General features: G+C 62.4%; 18 protein-coding genes. 12 read left to right on the forward strand and 6 right to left on the reverse strand.

From position 1 onward, the window contains the following. The 5 genes from ACR30Z_RS04705 to ACR30Z_RS04725 all read left to right on the forward strand — a co-directional run. Nucleotides 1–357 (forward strand): L-serine ammonia-lyase, iron-sulfur-dependent, subunit alpha (locus ACR30Z_RS04705; RefSeq protein ID WP_434371395.1); only part of this gene is annotated, 357 nt, incomplete at its 5' end. Nucleotides 358–395: 38 nt separating this feature from the next. Continuing rightward, nucleotides 396–1,217, forward strand: coding sequence for a DNA/RNA non-specific endonuclease (locus ACR30Z_RS04710; RefSeq protein ID WP_144648061.1), 822 nt, complete (start codon nt 396–398; stop codon nt 1,215–1,217). Between the two features lie 118 nt (nt 1,218–1,335). Next, a complete protein-coding gene (locus ACR30Z_RS04715) occupies nt 1,336–2,424 on the forward strand; it encodes a lipid II:glycine glycyltransferase FemX (protein ID WP_434371396.1) in 1,089 nt (362 codons plus the stop codon). Nucleotides 2,425–2,534: 110 nt separating this feature from the next. Next, nucleotides 2,535–3,851, forward strand: coding sequence for a peptidoglycan bridge formation glycyltransferase FemA/FemB family protein (locus ACR30Z_RS04720; RefSeq protein ID WP_434371397.1), 1,317 nt, complete (start codon nt 2,535–2,537; stop codon nt 3,849–3,851). 27 nt (nt 3,852–3,878) lie between these two features. Continuing rightward, on the forward strand, nt 3,879–5,366 hold the full coding sequence (locus tag ACR30Z_RS04725) for a threonine/serine ThrE exporter family protein (protein WP_144648059.1): 1,488 nt from the start codon (nt 3,879–3,881) through the stop codon (nt 5,364–5,366). Nucleotides 5,367–5,426: 60 nt separating this feature from the next. Here the strand turns inward: ACR30Z_RS04725 and ACR30Z_RS04730 are convergent, their stop codons facing one another. Continuing rightward, complete coding sequence (locus tag ACR30Z_RS04730) at nt 5,427–6,266, reverse strand: siderophore-interacting protein (protein WP_434371398.1); 840 nt, start codon at nt 6,264–6,266, stop codon at nt 5,427–5,429. A 65-nt stretch (nt 6,267–6,331) separates the two neighbouring features. After that, the gene (locus tag ACR30Z_RS04735; RefSeq protein ID WP_434371399.1) at nt 6,332–7,102 is read right to left on the reverse strand and encodes a uracil-DNA glycosylase; all 771 of its coding nucleotides are present in this window, start codon (nt 7,100–7,102) and stop codon (nt 6,332–6,334) included. A 106-nt stretch (nt 7,103–7,208) separates the two neighbouring features. Here ACR30Z_RS04735 and ACR30Z_RS04740 point away from each other — a divergent pair, with 106 nt between their 5' ends. The 5 genes from ACR30Z_RS04740 (at nt 7,209) to ACR30Z_RS04760 (ending at nt 11,811) form a co-directional block, all read left to right on the forward strand. Then, entirely contained in the window at nt 7,209–7,544 is a 336-nt protein-coding gene (locus tag ACR30Z_RS04740) for a DUF3263 domain-containing protein (protein WP_434371400.1), read from the forward strand. A 49-nt stretch (nt 7,545–7,593) separates the two neighbouring features. Further along, a complete protein-coding gene (locus tag ACR30Z_RS04745; RefSeq protein WP_434371401.1) occupies nt 7,594–8,214 on the forward strand; it encodes a LytR C-terminal domain-containing protein in 621 nt (206 codons plus the stop codon). 164 nt (nt 8,215–8,378) lie between these two features. Continuing rightward, nucleotides 8,379–8,582, forward strand: coding sequence for a cold-shock protein (locus ACR30Z_RS04750; protein WP_011773737.1), 204 nt, complete (start codon nt 8,379–8,381; stop codon nt 8,580–8,582). Between the two features lie 320 nt (nt 8,583–8,902). Continuing rightward, entirely contained in the window at nt 8,903–10,528 is a 1,626-nt protein-coding gene (gene groL / locus ACR30Z_RS04755; RefSeq protein WP_144648054.1) for a chaperonin GroEL, read from the forward strand. Nucleotides 10,529–10,752: 224 nt separating this feature from the next. After that, a complete protein-coding gene (locus ACR30Z_RS04760; RefSeq protein WP_434371402.1) occupies nt 10,753–11,811 on the forward strand; it encodes an RNase H family protein in 1,059 nt (352 codons plus the stop codon). 160 nt (nt 11,812–11,971) lie between these two features. Here the strand turns inward: ACR30Z_RS04760 and ACR30Z_RS04765 are convergent, their stop codons facing one another. From ACR30Z_RS04765 to ACR30Z_RS04780, 4 genes are all read right to left on the reverse strand, one after another. Further along, entirely contained in the window at nt 11,972–12,262 is a 291-nt protein-coding gene (locus ACR30Z_RS04765; protein ID WP_144648052.1) for a WXG100 family type VII secretion target, read from the reverse strand. Between the two features lie 155 nt (nt 12,263–12,417). Then, nucleotides 12,418–13,908, reverse strand: a complete 1,491-nt coding sequence (locus ACR30Z_RS04770) for an ATP-binding protein (RefSeq protein WP_434371403.1) — start codon at nt 13,906–13,908, stop codon at nt 12,418–12,420. Between the two features lie 2 nt (nt 13,909–13,910). Continuing rightward, on the reverse strand, nt 13,911–14,621 hold the full coding sequence (locus tag ACR30Z_RS04775; protein ID WP_026543233.1) for a response regulator transcription factor: 711 nt from the start codon (nt 14,619–14,621) through the stop codon (nt 13,911–13,913). Between the two features lie 100 nt (nt 14,622–14,721). After that, nucleotides 14,722–15,354 (reverse strand): LysE/ArgO family amino acid transporter, encoded by a 633-nt coding sequence (locus ACR30Z_RS04780; RefSeq protein ID WP_144648050.1) that lies wholly within the window; start codon nt 15,352–15,354, stop codon nt 14,722–14,724. 68 nt (nt 15,355–15,422) lie between these two features. On the opposite strand from ACR30Z_RS04780, the gene ACR30Z_RS04785 reads away from it, so the two are divergent. Beyond that, entirely contained in the window at nt 15,423–16,346 is a 924-nt protein-coding gene (locus ACR30Z_RS04785; RefSeq protein WP_434371404.1) for a LysR family transcriptional regulator ArgP, read from the forward strand. 69 nt (nt 16,347–16,415) lie between these two features. Next, complete coding sequence (locus ACR30Z_RS04790) at nt 16,416–16,640, forward strand: hypothetical protein (protein ID WP_434371405.1); 225 nt, start codon at nt 16,416–16,418, stop codon at nt 16,638–16,640.

Genomic DNA, 16,640 nt, shown 5'->3' on the forward strand with positions numbered 1-16,640 from the left:
GTGGGGTGTCAGGGGGAGGTTGGTTCGGCGTCGTCGATGGCTGCTGCGGGGTTGGCTGAGGTGATGGGTGGTACGCCGGGTCAGGTGGAGAACGCTGCGGAGATCGCGATGGAACATAACCTGGGTTTGACGTGTGATCCGATCGGGGGGTTGGTGCAGATTCCGTGTATTGAGCGGAACGCGATCGCGGCGGCGAAGGCGATCAACGCGGCGAAGATGGCGTTGTGGGGCGACGGGACGCACCGGGTCTCCCTCGATGAGGTGATCGTGACCATGCGTGAGACGGGCAAGGACATGTCCGATAAGTACAAGGAAACCGCGATGGGCGGCCTCGCCGTCAACGTCGTCGAATGCTGAGTCTTTTTACTGTCTGTGCCTAGTGCCATGCTGTATCCATGAGCGGGGGATACGACAGGGATTTTTTGCGGGCACGCCTTGAACTGCCCAGTCCGTCGGCAACGACGATTCTTTTGGACTACATCCACTTCTCCGTGCGTTTCCGGGCTGCCCGGAAGCTCGCGGCGATCGTGGGGGTCAATATCAGCGGCGCGGAACTGAACCCACTGGCCCGCGAGGGGACCTGGCATTTCGATGACAGGATTCCGCGGGAACAGCAGGCAGGCCCGGACGTCTACAAGAACAACGCGTTCGACCGCGGACACTTGGTCAGGCGCCTTGACCCCGTCTGGGGTGATGCTGCCACGGCCAAGAAAGCCAATCAAGACACCTTTGCGTTCACCAACGCAGCACCGCAGGTTGATGACTTCAACCAAGGCAAGGAATTGTGGGTGGGGCTCGAGGACCATGTACTGGGGCATGCGGATGCCCATGACGCGAAGCTCAGCGTCTTTACGGGACCCGTCTTCCTTGATGACGACCAGCCATACCGTGGCGTGCAGATTCCGCGGAAGTTCTGGAAGATCGCCGCGTGGACCAATGATGCCAAGCTGGCCGCCGTCGGATTCGTCCTGGACCAGTCGCCGCTGTTGGGCAAGGTTGAACTGAAGAAAGCAATCGATCAACGGCTGCTGGAAGGCGAACCACCGCCGCTCGGGCCGTTCAGGACGTTCCAGGTTCCCATTGGGCAAATCGCGGACCTCACGGGATTAAGCCTCAGCAGGCTCACTACCGCGGATCGCCTTGTCAGCGGGCAGCGCGAACTCGGGAAACAACCGAAGGCCATCCAGCTGGAGAGCATGCAACAGATCCGTTTGTAGGATCCCGGAAGAGCGCGTTTCTGCTCGGAAACCAGCAGATTTTTCTCGGCCCGATAGACTTGGGGCTGCATGTCCGCATGCGCACCACGCTTTTGAACACTGCACCAAAACCCTGAGATTGGACACGGCCACCTTGCGAGAATTTACCGCCCGCTTTGCCACCGCCGAGGAAATCGATAACTGGGACAAACACGTCACGGCTAATCCGAACGGCGGCAACATGCTGCAGTCGGACGCCTACGCGGCAGTCAAGGACGGCAACGGTTGGTTGGTCCGCCGCTTGGTGGTGGAGACCGCCGATTACGCCAGCTACAACTTGCTCCTGGAGAAGAAGTTCCCAGTGATGGGCCGCCTCTGGTATCTCATCAAAGGCCCCGATGCCGCCGTCGTCGAAGACATCAGCCCCATGCTCAAGGCGATCGCCGCATTGGCCAAGGAACAGAAGATGAACGTCTTCACCATCAAGATCGAACCCGACGTAGTGGAGTCTGCCGAGGCAACGTCCCAGTTGACGGCTGCCGGTTTGGTGAAGGCCCCCAACATCCAGTCCAACGACTCCACCGCGCTACTGGACATCTCCGCGCCAGCCAATGAAGTGCTCCGCAGTATCTCCTCACGGGCCCGGAACGCGGTCCGCAGGGCAGAGCGGGAGGGGTGCGAGGTTCTCCCGGCTGAGCCCGGCGAAGACAGTTACCGCAAGCTCTACGCGCTCATGCAGAACACTGTAAACGCCAAGGGTGCCATGCCGCTGCGGAGCTACGAGTACTACTCGAAGTTCTGGGAAGAGTTCTGCAGCCGCGGCCAGGGGCATTTCTTCTTCGTCCACGAGGACGGCGCACCCAGCGTTGGCGCTTTCGTCATCAACTACGGTTCCAAGGCCACGTACAAGGACGGCGGTTCCACCCAGAACCGCAAGCAGTACGGTGACTCGCACCTCGCCCAGTGGGCGGCAATACAGCGCATGCAGGAACTTGGCTGCGTGGAGTACGACTTCTGCGGCACACCGCCTGCCGCGAGGATCAAGGACAAAACCCACCCCCTCTATGGAATGGGCCTGTTCAAGACGAGCTTCACCAAGACCGTCACGGACTTCGTGGGCTGCTACGACCTCGTGCTGGGGCCTGTCCGGCACAAGTTGTGGCTCAAAGGTGCGGAGCGCATCTTCCGTCGACTCGAGACCATGCGCACAGGCGGCCAGTTCTACTGACGGTCAACCACAGCCAGAACGCCAACTTCAGGCCCGCCCCGGCCACCAACGGGTGCAAATCTACTTTAGGTGAGGTATTTTCTTTGACTCCGATTGAGGCTGGAACCGACATGGAATTCGTGATTCTCAGTGACGCTGATTTCGAGACCTTCGCCAAGGGCCATCCGCAAGGCAGCTTCATCCAGTCCATGGACCTGACGCGGTTCCAGCGCGCCCGCGGGCAGGAAGTCGAGCTCTTCGGCGTGACCCGCAGCGGCACCCTGATTGCCGCAGGGAAGCTCGTCTACACTGCCAATCGCTTTGGCTACAAAGTGTGTGACTGCGCCAAGGGACCACTGATGGACTACAGCGACGCCGCCGCGGTGCGCTTCGTCGTCGAGCAGTTGAAGAAGCGCGCGGCCTCGAAAAAGGCCGCTGAGCTGCGCATCTCGCCCAACATCCGGTACATCGCGCGCGACGAAGAAGGCGCCGAGCACCCGGAGGTTGAGGACAATCGTCCGCTGCTGAAGGAGTTCGAAGGCCTGGGCTTCAGGCACCAGGGCTTCGACATGAACTTCGCGAACATCAACTGGATGTTCATCAAGCAGCTCGACGGGATTGCCGATTCCGAAGAGCTGATCATGGGCATGAACTACCGCACCCGCAAGGCCATCCGGAAAGCCGAGAAGAACGGCGTGTACCTGGAGCAGGCCACGCTGGAAACACTGGACGATTTCTACAGGGCGTTGAGCACCGCCGGCGACGAGAAGGGCTTCACGTACCGCGAGCGCGAGTACTACGAGCAACTTCTCCGCAACACCTCCGCTGAGTTCACCAAGCTCATGATGGCCAAGATCAACATCCCTGAGTACCGCGCGTCCATCACTGAGCGCCTGGATGCCGAGTCCAAGACCCTCGCGGACCTCAAACGGGAGGTAGAGGAGACTGGCAGCAAGAAGAAGGCCAACCGCGTCAAGGTGGTCCAGGACCTCGTCGACAGCTACGAGCGCAGCCTCAAGGACATCGAACGGTTCCCCGATTCCGTGGGCGTCGCGACTGTGGCAGCCATCCACTTCGCCTGCTCGGGCGACGAACTGGTGTGTGTCATTGGCGGCACCGTGCAGGACTACATCTACTTCAACGGCGCCACGTCCCTTTATTGGGGCATGATGCTGCACGCGCTCAACAACGGGTATTCCCGCTACAACTTCTACGGCACGTTCGGCATCCAGGGCCAGGACGAGACCGGACATGGCGGCTATGAGTTCAAGAAGGGCTTCGGAGGCGAGGTAGTGCAGTTGCTCGGCGACTTCGTCGCCCCCGTGAACCCCTTGGTGTTCAACGCCTACCGCGTGGTCAGGGAGCTCGCAGGAGCCGCCCAGACAGTACTGGGACGATTGCCACTTGAGAAATTGCCAGTAGTGCGAAAGCTTCGGGGGAACCGCTAATCAAACAAGCCAAAGGAGGATCACCGCGTGACTGAACGCCCCGAGGGGTCCGCCAGCCGGCCCCACACCGACGGTTTGCCCAAGACCCAACCGTTGCGTCCGTCGCAGGTCCGGCAGAACGTCAACGCCAAGCGCATGCTCATGCGCCTGGTCCAAGGTGATAGTCCGCCCACCGCCCCCATGAACATCGTGGACCGGCTTGCGGGGAGTCCTTACGCCAACCCCACCATCCAGGTGGTGGGGGTGGATGCCTCGGCCCGGAAGACCATCGACTTCGCCCTTCATCTGGCAGAGGTCATGTTCCGATACGGCGCTGGGGCCTTGGAAGTTGAAACCAGCATGATTGCGGTCACTGCTGCGCTTGGCCTGAAGAACATTGAAGTGGACATCACCAACCAGTCGGTGGCCATCAACTATGCTCCCAAGGACCAGACTCCCATCACGCTGCTTCGCGTGGTGCGCTCCTGGACCAACAACTACGCAGGCTTGGCTCAGGTGCACCAACTGGTCACGGACATCGTGGCCGGCGGAGTGGGCCGCGACGAAGCCGTACGCAGGTTGAACGAGATCATTCGCAGCGCCAAACCGTTCCCGCGGTGGATGGTCACCATGGCCTTCGGCATCTTTTCGGCGGTCTTTGTGGGCGTCCTGGGTGGCGGGCTGGGTGCATCGGCCGTGGCTTTTGGCTCTAACATCCTGATCAGCCTGCTCTCCCGTCAACTTGCCAGATGGCGGACGGCGGACTTCTTCAACACCATGGCGTGCGCGTTTCTGGTCACCTTCATCGCCCTGATGCTCGGCTGGGCGGGTGTGGACATCCCTCCGTCCATTGTGGTGGCGGGCGGGATCCTGCTGTTGCTCCCAACGGGCCGCCTCGTTTCGTCAGTGCAGGATGCCATCAACGGCTTCCCGGTCACAGCGGCCGGCCGGTTCCTCTCCACGGCGCTCACCTTCGGAGCCATCGTCGCGGGTATCGGCGTCGCCGTCGTGGTCGGAACGCTGATGGGCAGCGAAGTCCTGGACGTCACGCGAACATTCCCCGACGCGTATCCGCTGTGGGGCCAAGCGGTCCTGATCGCGATCGCGGTGGTGGCCATCGGAGTCACCGAACAAACGCAGATGCGTCTGTTACTTCCGACGGCGGCAGTCGGCATCGTGGGCTTCTTCGTTTTGTGGGGTGCCGGGGCAGCTGGTCTCGGCGATCGCCTGTCGCCGGCCGTCGCGGCGGTGGTGATCGGTCTCCTGGGCCGGGTTGTGGCGCTCAAGCTGGGTGCTCCGCAGCTGGTGGTGGCCGTCCCGGCGGCCCTGATCCTATTGCCCGGCCTCACTATATTCCGGTCGATGTATGTTTTGACCGTGGAAGAGGGAGACATCCTTGTGGGTGCTGGCGGCATGCTCAACGCCGCGGCCATCGTCATGGGGGTGGCAGCGGGCATCGTGCTCGGCGACAACCTCGCCAGGCCGCTGACCAAGGGCCTGTCCAGCAATGAACGTCGCCGGGTCAGGCGCCGCTAGGCATATCAGAGCAAACAGAAAGGGCGCCGCATCTTCGCGGCGCCCTTTCTGCACTAAAAGCTAGATCTGTCCTACGGGAAGTTTCTTCTCTGCCTGGAAGACTTCCTCAACGCGGCCTTGGGCCCAGTAACCGGACAGGGAGACCTGCGAACGCTCCAGCCCGCGCTGTGCGAAGAAGATCTCGCGCAGGCCCCTCATATAGCCACGCTCGCCGTGGGCGAAGACGTCGACCCGCCCGGGCAGCCATTCTGTGGTGCGCAGTGCCTCAAGCAGGAGATCGCTGGATCCGGCGGGAGTTCCCTTGCGGAGCAGCCAGTGCAGTTCCACGCCGGCCGGTGCTGAGATCGGCAGAATGTCGGCCTCGCTGTCCACCTCAAGGTAGGCCGTTCCACGGGCGTTAGCACCCAAAGCTTCAACGCAGGCGGCGATGGCCGGGATAGCGGCGTCGTCTCCGGCGAACAGGTACCAGTCCGCGTCAGGGGCGGGCTTGTAGGCCCCGCCCGGGCCTGTGAAGATCATGGAGTCGCCTGGTTCGGCTGCGGCTGCCCAGGGCCCGGCGAGACCTTCGTCGCCATGCACCACGAAGTCGATGGCCAGTTGCTGGGCTTCGAGGTCCACCCAACGGATGGTGTAGGTCCGGGTGTGCGGCCACTGCTCACGCGGCATGGTGTCCCGGATGGTCCATAGGTCCAGCGGATATTCGTAATCGACACCCGGCTGCGGGAAGACGATTTTCACGTAACGGTCCACGTACTCGTTGTTCGCGTAGTCGCTGAATCCTGGCCCGCCGGCAACGATCCGCACCATGTGCGGCGAAAGTCGTTCCTTCCGCAAGACGGTCAGATTGACCTGGGGGCGGGTTTTGCGTGAGGCGGACGAGGTGACGGGGAGAGCAGTCATGAAGGTAAGCCTAAGCTAATTCACTGAACGCCTGCTGGGTATGAGTCGAAGGTTACAGTTCCGGGCTAGAGCACGGGCAGTTCCCACTTGATGGGGTCGGCGCCCTGCGCCCGCAAAAGGTCATTCGTGCGGCTGAAGGGCTTGGAGCCGAAGAAGCCCCTGGACGCCGACAGGGGACTCGGATGTACCGAGACAACCGACGGCGCTCCCGCCAGCAGCGGCGCAACTCCTTCGGCATCCTTTCCCCACAAGATCGCCACCAGTGGCCTCTGTCGACCAGTCGCGTCGGTTCGATTGGCCACAGCGGTGACGGCCGCCGTCGTCAGGGCCTCCCAACCTTTGTTGCGGTGTGAGCCGGCATTCCGCGCTTCGACGCTGAGGACGCGGTTCAGCAGCAGGACGCCTTGGTCCGTCCAGGCGCTGAGGTCGCCGTGGACCCGGGGTGGCAGGCCGAGGTCGTCATGAAGTTCCCGGTAGATGTTGGCAAGGCTGCGGGGGATGGGGCGCGTTTGCCGTGACACGGCAAAGGAAAGCCCGACGGCGTGTCCCGGCGTCGGGTACGGGTCTTGGCCCAGAATGAGTACTTTGACGTCAGTAAGCGGCTGGCGAAAGGCGCGCAACAGATTGTCGGCGGCAGGAAGGACCTCGGCGCCGTTCCGGGCCTGGCGGGCCACGAAGGCCAGCGCGTCCCGGAGTTGTGGTTCAACAGGCCGCAAGGCCTCTGCCCAGTCGGGGGCCATCAGCTCCTCAAGCGGCAGATCAACCAGCGCGTCAAATCCGGGATCCGCCACGCCCGTGGGTTCAAGGTCAAACAGTGCATCCTCGCCAGTCACCACGCCATTGTCTCCCGCCTGGCGCCGGCAGGGCGAATGACAGCGTTGTTATTCGCCCGTAACATAGGGGTAGGACATTTTCACCCAACAAGCGTCGAAGGAGTGTGCCGTGGCAGAACCAGCACCGGAACCGATGGCGCCGCAGGCTACCGGGTTGGCCCTTGAAGATCTCGCGGCCGGGACCCGCAGCGACTCCCCGCTCAGTGAACGGGACCAGCAGATGCTGGCCCTGGAACGGCAGTGGTGGAAGTACGCCGGCGCCAAGGAACAGGCTATCCGCGAACTGTTCGATCTCTCCGCCACACACTATTACCAGATCCTGAACGCCTTGATCGATACCGAGGATGCGTTGGCCCACGATCCCATGCTGGTCAAGAGATTGCGTAGACTACGTACGTCCCGCCAACGTGCGCGGACGGCACGTCGCTTGGGGTCCGACGCGTAAATCGCCAGGCTGATCTGTCAGCAGCAACCAGCAAGGACAACGCTTCACCATGACCAAATTTGCCAGGGACGAATTCGACCAGGTCCCACAGAACACCAACCGGCAGGGCGTGCACCGCGACGCCCAGGAGACCGCCCGCCCCACCCTGTGGCCGGTCCTGACCGTAGGAGCCGTAGCTTTGGTGCTCGGCCTGGTGGCCTTCCTGATCCTTCCGAACCTCGGCTTGGTGGCCCCGAGCGCGTCCTCAAACGTTTCGACGCCGGCTCCCCAGCAAACTGGTGCCTCACCATCTGCCGAGCCCACCGAGGCAAGCAGCGACCCCGCCGCCTCCGGCGAACCCAGCCCGGAAACGACGCCATCGGACGTTCCGTCCGAGACGGCGTCCGCAGCGCCGGTGGACAAGACCACCCCGGTGGCGGTTTACAACGGGGCCGGTACCGCGGGCCTGGCCGGCCGAGTGGCAGGCTTGGTCGAAGGTGACGGCTGGACGTTAAGCACCGTAGGCAACTGGGGCGGCGTACCCCAGCAGACGTCCGTCATCTTCTTCAATGCTCCTGCGCAGAAGGCCAACGCCGAAGCCCTTGGCGCACTCCTGGGCATCCAGGCGATTGTGGAAACCCCCGACGTCCAGCAGCCCTTGGTGGTCGTGGCGGGACCCGGCTACCAGTAGCCGCGAAACGGTCCGAAAAGGCCCAACTCGGTTAAGCCTCAATAACAAAAGTGATGCCCTCCCCGTTCATGGCAGCGCCGGCATAGTGACAGTGGTTACAGTGGATTAATTCCGGTACGGAGATCCCGGCAACCGGTCTTGGCTACTGCGAAAGTGTGGGCATCATGGCATTGGGAACCGTCAAATGGTTCAACGCCGAAAAAGGCTACGGCTTCATCACTGTGGATGAATCCGGGGACGACGTCTTTGTACACTGGTCCGCCATCCAAATGGACGGCTTCCGCGCCCTGGAGGAGGGGCAGCGGGTGGAGTTCGAACTGGGGGAGGGCCAGAAGGGGCCGCAGGCCGAAGGGGTCCGGGTCGCGTAGCTCGCCGCGAGTTCAGCAGTTCCCGTCAGCTCATGGCTGAAACCCCTTTGTTTATAGCGTAAATTGGCATCCCTGCTTGCACTCTCCCCCGCCGAGTGCTAATTATTGATTTAGCACTCCTACGGTTCGACTGCTAAGTCCGGCCCGGTTAATCCCGGTGGCGGATGGCTTTGGGCCGCTGGAGGATCAAGAAAAAACCTTGGTGGGGTGAGGTTCGGAGCGCGGGGCATACATAGGCCGCAAGCAAAGGACCGTCCGTCGCGGGCACCCCATCTGACAGGTACCTTCTTAACGACTGTCCCGAAAGGACTACCGCCGTTATGGCCAAGATCATTGCATTTGATGAAGAGGCACGCCGCGGCCTCGAGCGGGGCCTGAACATCCTCGCTGACGCCGTCAAGGTTACCCTCGGCCCGCGTGGACGCAACGTCGTCCTCGAAAAGAAGTGGGGCGCCCCCACGATCACTAACGATGGCGTTTCCATCGCCAAGGAGATCGAGCTGGACGATCCTTACGAGAAGATCGGTGCAGAACTGGTCAAGGAAGTTGCCAAGAAGACGGATGACGTCGCTGGCGACGGTACTACCACTGCAACCGTGCTCGCCCAGGCACTGGTGAAGGAAGGCCTGCGCAACGTTGCCGCCGGCGCCGACCCGCTGTCCCTCAAGCGCGGTATCGAGAAGGCTGTCGAGGCAGTCATCAGCGAACTGCTGGCCTCCGCCAAGGAAATCGAAACCAAGGAAGAGATCGCAGCTACGGCTTCCATCTCCGCCGGTGACCCGGAAATCGGCAGCCTGATCGCCGAAGCCCTGGACAAGGTGGGCAAGGAAGGCGTCATCACTGTCGAGGAGTCCAACACCTTCGGCCTGGAGCTCGAGCTCACCGAGGGCATGCGCTTCGACAAGGGTTACATCTCCGCTTACTTCGTCACGGATGCTGAGCGCCAGGAAACGGTTCTCGAAGACCCGTACATCCTGATCGTCAACTCCAAGATCTCCAACGTGAAGGAACTCGTCACGGTTCTGGAGAAGGTCATGCAGTCCAACAAGCCGCTGCTGATCATCGCCGAAGACATCGAGGGCGAGGCTCTGGCCACCCTGATCGTCAACAAGATCCGTGGCACCTTCAAGTCCGTTGCCGTCAAGGCTCCGGGCTTCGGTGACCGCCGCAAGGCTCAGCTCGCCGACATCGCCATCCTCACCGGTGGCCAGGTCATCTCCGAAGAAGTTGGCCTCAAGCTCGAAAACGCTGGCCTGGAACTCCTCGGCACCGCCCGCAAGGTTGTTGTCACCAAGGACGAGACCACCATCGTTGAAGGTGCCGGCGACGCCGAGCAGATCGCCGGCCGTGTGGCCCAGATCCGCGCCGAGATCGAAAACTCCGACTCCGACTACGACCGCGAGAAGCTGCAGGAACGCCTGGCCAAGCTGGCCGGCGGCGTTGCAGTGATCAAGGCCGGTGCCGCAACCGAAGTTGAGCTCAAGGAACGCAAGCACCGCATTGAGGACGCAGTCCGCAACGCCAAGGCTGCTGTTGAAGAAGGCATCGTTGCCGGTGGTGGCGTTGCCCTCATCCAGGCCGGCGCCAAGGCATTCGCCAACCTCACCCTCCAGGGTGACGAGGCAACGGGTGCCAACATCGTCAAGGTTGCCATCGACGCTCCGCTGAAGCAGATCGCCTTCAACGCAGGCCTCGAGCCGGGCGTTGTTGTAGATAAGGTTCGCGGCCTGCCTTCCGGCCACGGCCTGAACGCTGCCACGGGCGTCTACGAAGACCTTCTGGCTGCCGGCGTCAACGACCCCGTAAAGGTCACCCGCTCGGCTCTCCAGAACGCTGCCTCCATCGCTGGTCTGTTCCTGACCACCGAGGCTGTAGTTGCCGACAAGCCTGAGAAGAACGCTCCGGCTGCCGGTGGCGACGAGATGGGCGGCATGGGCGGCTTCTAAGCCCCTAAGCTGTAGCGATACAGCGCCAAGCATCACGCTTTAGAGCAAACGACGGCGGTCCTCACCTACTGGTGGGGGCCGCCGTTTTGTGTTGGCTCCCGAGGGCCGGCTCCCCAAGGAGGTAGCAGCAGGGGCCCTTATGAACGCTCAAAACGGCATCCCGTGCTGCTTAGTGGAGTAATAGCACGGAATAAGTGTCAGTGCGTTCTGGCAGGATTAACGCTATGACGATTATTGCTGCCGCCGATGGGTCCGCCCTCGGTAATCCTGGACCGGCCGGCTGGGCCTGGTACGTTGATGACTCCTGTTGGCGCGCAGGAGGGTGGCCGCACGGCACCAACAACCAGGGCGAACTAATGGCTGTCCTGGACCTGTTCAGGTCCACTGCCCATGTACCCCAGGAAGAACTGCTGATCCTGTGCGACAGCCAGTACGTTATCAACTGCGTCACCAAGTGGATGCCGGGCTGGAAGCGGAAAGGCTGGCGGAAGGCCGACGGCAAGCCTGTGCTGAACGTGGACCTGCTCAAGGACATCGATCAAGCAATCGTTGGCCGGAAGTACACGTTCGAATGGGTCAAAGGCCACGCCGGCCACGACCTGAACGAAGCCGCGGACGAGCGCGCACGCGCCGTTGCCACGGCCTACCAGCAGGGCGTGGCGCCGAAGGTGGGTCCCGGCTTCCCTGGCGCTGGGCAAGGGGCGCAGGCCCAGCAGGAGAGCCATGTCCAGGCCGCCGAGCCGGTTGCTGCAGCAGCATCCGCCAGTGCTGGCATTCCTGCCGGTGCCAGCGCAGCAGCGGCAGTGAACGCAGCTTCGACGCTTGCCAAGGCGGGCCGGGCCATGAGGCCGCATTTCGAGCCAACCCTCTTTGGAGAGTCGGGCATCTTTGGCCAAGCAGATCTTTTCAGCGAGCTCGACGACGACGCTTCCGCTCAGGAGCTGTCCGCGGAAGATACAGTGCTCGCCCTGGAGCGTGAACTCCTCAGGCCTGATGTGCGGGCGGACATCGGCCGGATCGGCATCCTGTTGCACCCCGATTTCGCGGAAATCGGCAGCTCCGGACGGTTCTGGACACGGGATGCCATGATGATGGCGCTGGAAGAGGATCCGGGCGAACCTACCGAGTTGGAGCTTCTCAGTGCCGACCGTCTCAGCGACAACGCCATCCTGCTGAACTACCGCAGCTTCGCCCATACGGGCTCAGCGCTCCGGAGTTCCGTCTGGATCCTGGACCGCGGCCAATGGCGGCTGAGATTCCACCAAGGGACTGTAGAAAACTAAAGCAGCCATCGAAAACTAAAGCAGCCATCGAAAACTAAAGCAGCCGTCGAAAACTAAAGCAGCCGAGCTTCAGGGCCGTGGACTATCGACCTGCGAGGCCGGATGTACAAGGGGGAAGACACCCGGCCCCGCAGGAGTTCATTGGTGCGGGCGCCGGTCGCTAGTACATAAAGCGCTGGGTGTTGCCCTGCTCCACTTCCGAATAGCTGGTTGCTGCAGAGGCCAAAGCCATAGTGATGGACGCCAGTGAGGCTTCAACTTTGCTTTGAGTCGTTGACCACTCCAGGACGAGAGCCTGGAAGTTGGTGGCCGCTGTCCCTTTCCATGTGGCCTCGAGTTCCTCGAGGCCGCGTCTCATGGTCTGCACATCCGAACTGATGCGATCAACAGTTCCTTTGACGTTCGCAGACTTGAGCTGGAGCAACTCGGTGTCGACGGAGATGACGCTCATGGGTAATGCCTTTCGATGAGATGTTCCGCAGGTTGCGGCGGGAAGCGTGGGCCACAACAACGAGCCTAGGAAGCCGCGTGAAACCACGAAACAGAACATCGACGCTATGTGGACAACAGCGCTATGTGGACGAAAGCGCTATGTGAATGAAAGCGCTAGGTGGAGAGCAACTCGGCCGCTTCTTCGTGGAACGGCAGGCTGACCACCAAGGTGGCCCCGCCGCCGTCGGTCTCTGTGACCCTGACTGAACCACCGTGGGAGCCAACAATTGCGGCAACAATCGCGAGTCCGAGGCCGCTGCCGCCTGTTTCGCGGGTGCGCGAGGTGTCGGCCCGATAGAAGCGTTCGAAGATCTTGTTGGTTTCAGCGTCAGGGATGCCGGGCCCGTGATCGCGGATCTCGATGACCGAGACCGAGCCGGCAGGCGTCGTCCGGACACCCACGGCGAGTTCGATCGGACTTCCCTCGGGCGTGTACCGCAAGGCGTTGCCCACCAGGTTCCCGATGACCTGCCGAAGCTTGGCTTCATCTCCCTGGACGGGCGCAGCGGCGGGGGAGCCGCCGTCGAGTCCTGTGAGCGTAATGGTGCGGTCACCCGAAGAGGCTTTGGTGTCCACCATGGCGTCGTGCGCCAGAAGGTGGAGGTCAACGGGTTTGAGTTGGAGCGGCCGTTGCTCGTCCAAGCGGGCCAGCAGCAACAAGTCCTCCACCATGGAGCCCATGCGTTTGGCTTCGCTTTCGATCCTGCCCATGGCCATCGCGATGTCTTCCTCAGTGGTGAGGGCGCCGTGGCGGTAGAGCTCCGAGAATCCGCGAATGGTGACCAAGGGCGTACGGAGTTCGTGGGAAGCGTCGGCCGCGAAGCGCCGCATGCGCCCTTCTGAAGCAGCGCGTGCTGCGAAGGAAGCTTCAATGTGCGCAAGCATGGCGTTCAGCGAACCACCAAGACGCCCCACTTCGGTATGCGGGTTGTCGATTTCCACGCGTCGCGACAGGTCTCCCGCGGCGATGGCAGCAGCCGTCTTTTCCACCTTCGCCAAGGGGCGGAAGGACCGAGCCACCGTCCAGGTGGCGATGAAGAAGGCCAATACGAGGGTCAATAAGCCCACGCCGACCACCACCAAGACGGCATGCTCCATGACTTTGTCCACCGGTGTCAGCGGCAGACCGATGATGACCACGCCGTTTTGTCCATTGGCAACGACGCCCACGGCAACGACGCGCCAGTTGGTGCCTGCGGTGCCCCTGACCTGGAAGGGAGTGTTGCCGCGCTGCTTGGCCTCTGCTGCGGTGATGTTCGTGATCGCTGGACGATCGGTTTGGCTTCCGCCGAACGTGTAGGGTTCCAGCCCGGGAACGTACAGTGTCAGCGAGTAATCCGTGGGCACTGCAGAGTCGGAAGGGGCAGCATCGTTGGGGGCAGAGCCGGAAGGGGCGGAGTTGGGCCTGGTGAGGTCGTCGAAACCCTGCTGTTCCTGTGCCAAGGCGACGGCGGCCTTGAGTTTATCGTCCACTTGGCCCTGCAGGTAGCTCTTGACGAGCGTCAACGTGCCGGAGCCCGTCGCGGCCAGGGCCAGTAGGAGAAGGCCCATGATGATGGCGACGAGTTGCGACCGCAGGGACGCCGATTTCCAGCGTTGCAGCAAGGTCAGCGCTTCTCTGCCGTCCGCAGCACGTAGCCCACGCCGCGCTTGGTCTGGATGAGGGCTGCGGCATCGGGGTCGATATCCACTTTGCGGCGCAGGTAGGAAATGTAGGACTCCACGATCGAGGCATCACCGTTGAAGTCGTACTCCCACACGTGGTCCAGGATTTGGGCCTTGGACAAGACGCGGTTGGGGTTCAGCATGAGGTAGCGCAGGAGCTTGAACTCGGTGGGGGACAGCTCGATCACGGTGCCGCCGCGGCGGACCTCGTGGGCGTCGTCGTCGAGTTCAAGATCGTCAACACGGATCACGGCGTCGTCGTCTTCCAGCGGCTGGGTGCGGCGCAACACGGCGCGGATGCGGGCCACGACCTCGTCGAGACTGAACGGCTTGGTGACGTAGTCGTCGCCACCCACGGTGAGGCCGGTGACTTTGTCCTCGGTGTCGTCCTTCGCGGTGAGGAACAGGACGGGGAAATGCTTGCCGGCCGCACGGAGTCGGCGGGTGACCGTGAAGCCATCCATGTCCGGCAGCATCACGTCCAGGACAGCGAGGTCCGGGGCATGGAGATCGGCCGCGGCGAGGGCTTCGCGACCATTGGACGCGGCCACGACCTCGAACCCTGCGAAGCGCAGGGACGTGGAGAGCAGCTCGCGGATGTTGGGTTCGTCATCGACGACAAGGAGCTTGGCTTCGGGGCCGTTCTTTTTCATGACATCCATGATGCTCCCAGAAACTGGGAGTTGTCTGGATGCTGCATGTGAGCGAACTGCGCGGCCCGACCAAGCCTCCTGCCAAGAGCCACGAGGTCGCTCAGGCACCCAGCACCAAACCGGCCCCCAGCGCGATCATGGTCACGGCTATGCCGCCGTCCAGGAAGCGCCATGACAGTGGCTTGGCGAAGAAGCCCCGAAGGAAACGTGCCCCAAAGCCCAAAGAGCAGAACCAGAGAATACTGCCCAGCATGGCCCCGGCGCCGAACCACCACTGCAAGGGAGTGCCCTGCGCGCTGGCAAGCGAACCGATCAGCGCGATGTCCAGGTAGACATGCGGATTGAGCCAGGTCAGGGCCAGGACAGTGGTGACCGAGGCTGCGAGGCCCCGCTTCGCGCCGCCGTCGTTCCGGGGGCCTTCAGCCGTCAACGCCTGGGGCCGCAGCGCGCGCCGGGCGGCCATGACACCGTAGGTCACCAGGAATGCCGCGCCCACATAGCGGAGGACCACGACGGCGGCAGGGGCTGCCGTTATCAGGGCACCGGTGCCAAGGACACCGGCACCAATCAATACAGCATCGGACAGCGCGCACACTGCCACGATGGGGCCAATGTGCTCTCCGCGGATTCCCTGGCGGAGAACGAAGGCGTTTTGTGCCCCGATCGCGACGATCAGTGCGAGGCCTGTGGCAAGGCCGAGGCCCGTGGAATGGAAGAAGTCAGTAAAAGTCACTCTTTGAAACTACGGAGGGGAATATCTTTAGACCAGCTAAAGTTTCTCATGCCACGTAAGATCTGCTTATGCCACAGTTCCCCTCCGAGCAACTGCTCACCTTCGCCACCGTCCTCTCCGAAGGAACACTGGATGCCGCCGCGCGCCTGCTGCACATCACGCCGTCGGCGGTTTCGCAACGGCTGAAAGCGCTGGAACAATCGGCCGGCAGGGTGTTGCTGCAGCGAAGCAATCCTGCTCAACCCACCGAGGCGGGCGAGGTGGTGCTGCGACTGGCACGCCAGGTGGCACAGTTGGAGGCCGATGCGGGCAGGGAGCTTGGCTTGGGTTCCGATGGGGCGCAGCTTGCCGTCCCGATCGTGGTCAACGCGGATTCCCTGGCGGTGTGGTTCCTGCAAGCGCTGTCCCAGGTTCCCGTGGACCTCAATGTCACCTTCGATCTCCACCGCGACGACGAACAGCATTCCACCTCGCTGCTGCGCTCCGGTACCGTTATGGCCGCCGTCACCGCTACACCGGAGCCGGTGCAGGGGTGCCGGGTGGAAAGCCTCGGGGTCATGCGCTACCTGGCCGTTGCGGCGCCCCACTTTGTGGACCGCTGGTTCCCGGGCTTGCCGGATGGCTTGGAAGCGAAGGTGCTCAATGCAGCCCCCACCGTGGATTTCGACCGCAAGGACACGTATCAGTGGGCCTTCGTGCAGTCGCGTTCCCGCACCGGCGGAGAACCGCTCCCCGTACGGAAGGGCCCGCGCCACTATGTTCCGGCCTCACAGGACTTCGGCGATGCCATACGGTTGGGCCTCGGCTGGGGACTCATCCCGGAAGTCCAATGCGGGCCGGACATCGCTGATGGCCGGCTGATTGAGCTTGCCCCTGAACGGCCCTTCGACGTGCCACTGTACTGGCAGCGGTGGCGGACAGCATCAAGGGTGTTGGACGTGCTCAGCGAGACCGTTCGCAACGTATCGGGGCAGTACCTCAGGAAGCCTTAAGGGCTCCGAAATCCGAACACGCCCACGGATGCTTCCTAAATTGTCAGTGCCCCGTTCCACACTTGAAACATGGCAAATACAGCAGCTCCAGTCAGCATTCACCAGCACCGCAGCAGTGACGACGTCGAGTTCCATGTGACGTACTTGGATACGGATACAGGCCGGGTTCGGCGCGAAGACTTCCATGACCTCGCGGCGGCCGAACGCTTCGCCAGTGCCCAACTCCGCGATGAAGATTCCTGGGCCGTAGTGGATCAAGTCAAGGCCCACCACACCAGCCGCATGGTTGCCTGA

The sequence above is a fragment of the Paenarthrobacter sp. FR1 genome, assembly GCF_051106045.1.
In the GTDB taxonomy this organism is placed as follows: domain Bacteria; phylum Actinomycetota; class Actinomycetes; order Actinomycetales; family Micrococcaceae; genus Arthrobacter; species Arthrobacter nitroguajacolicus_A.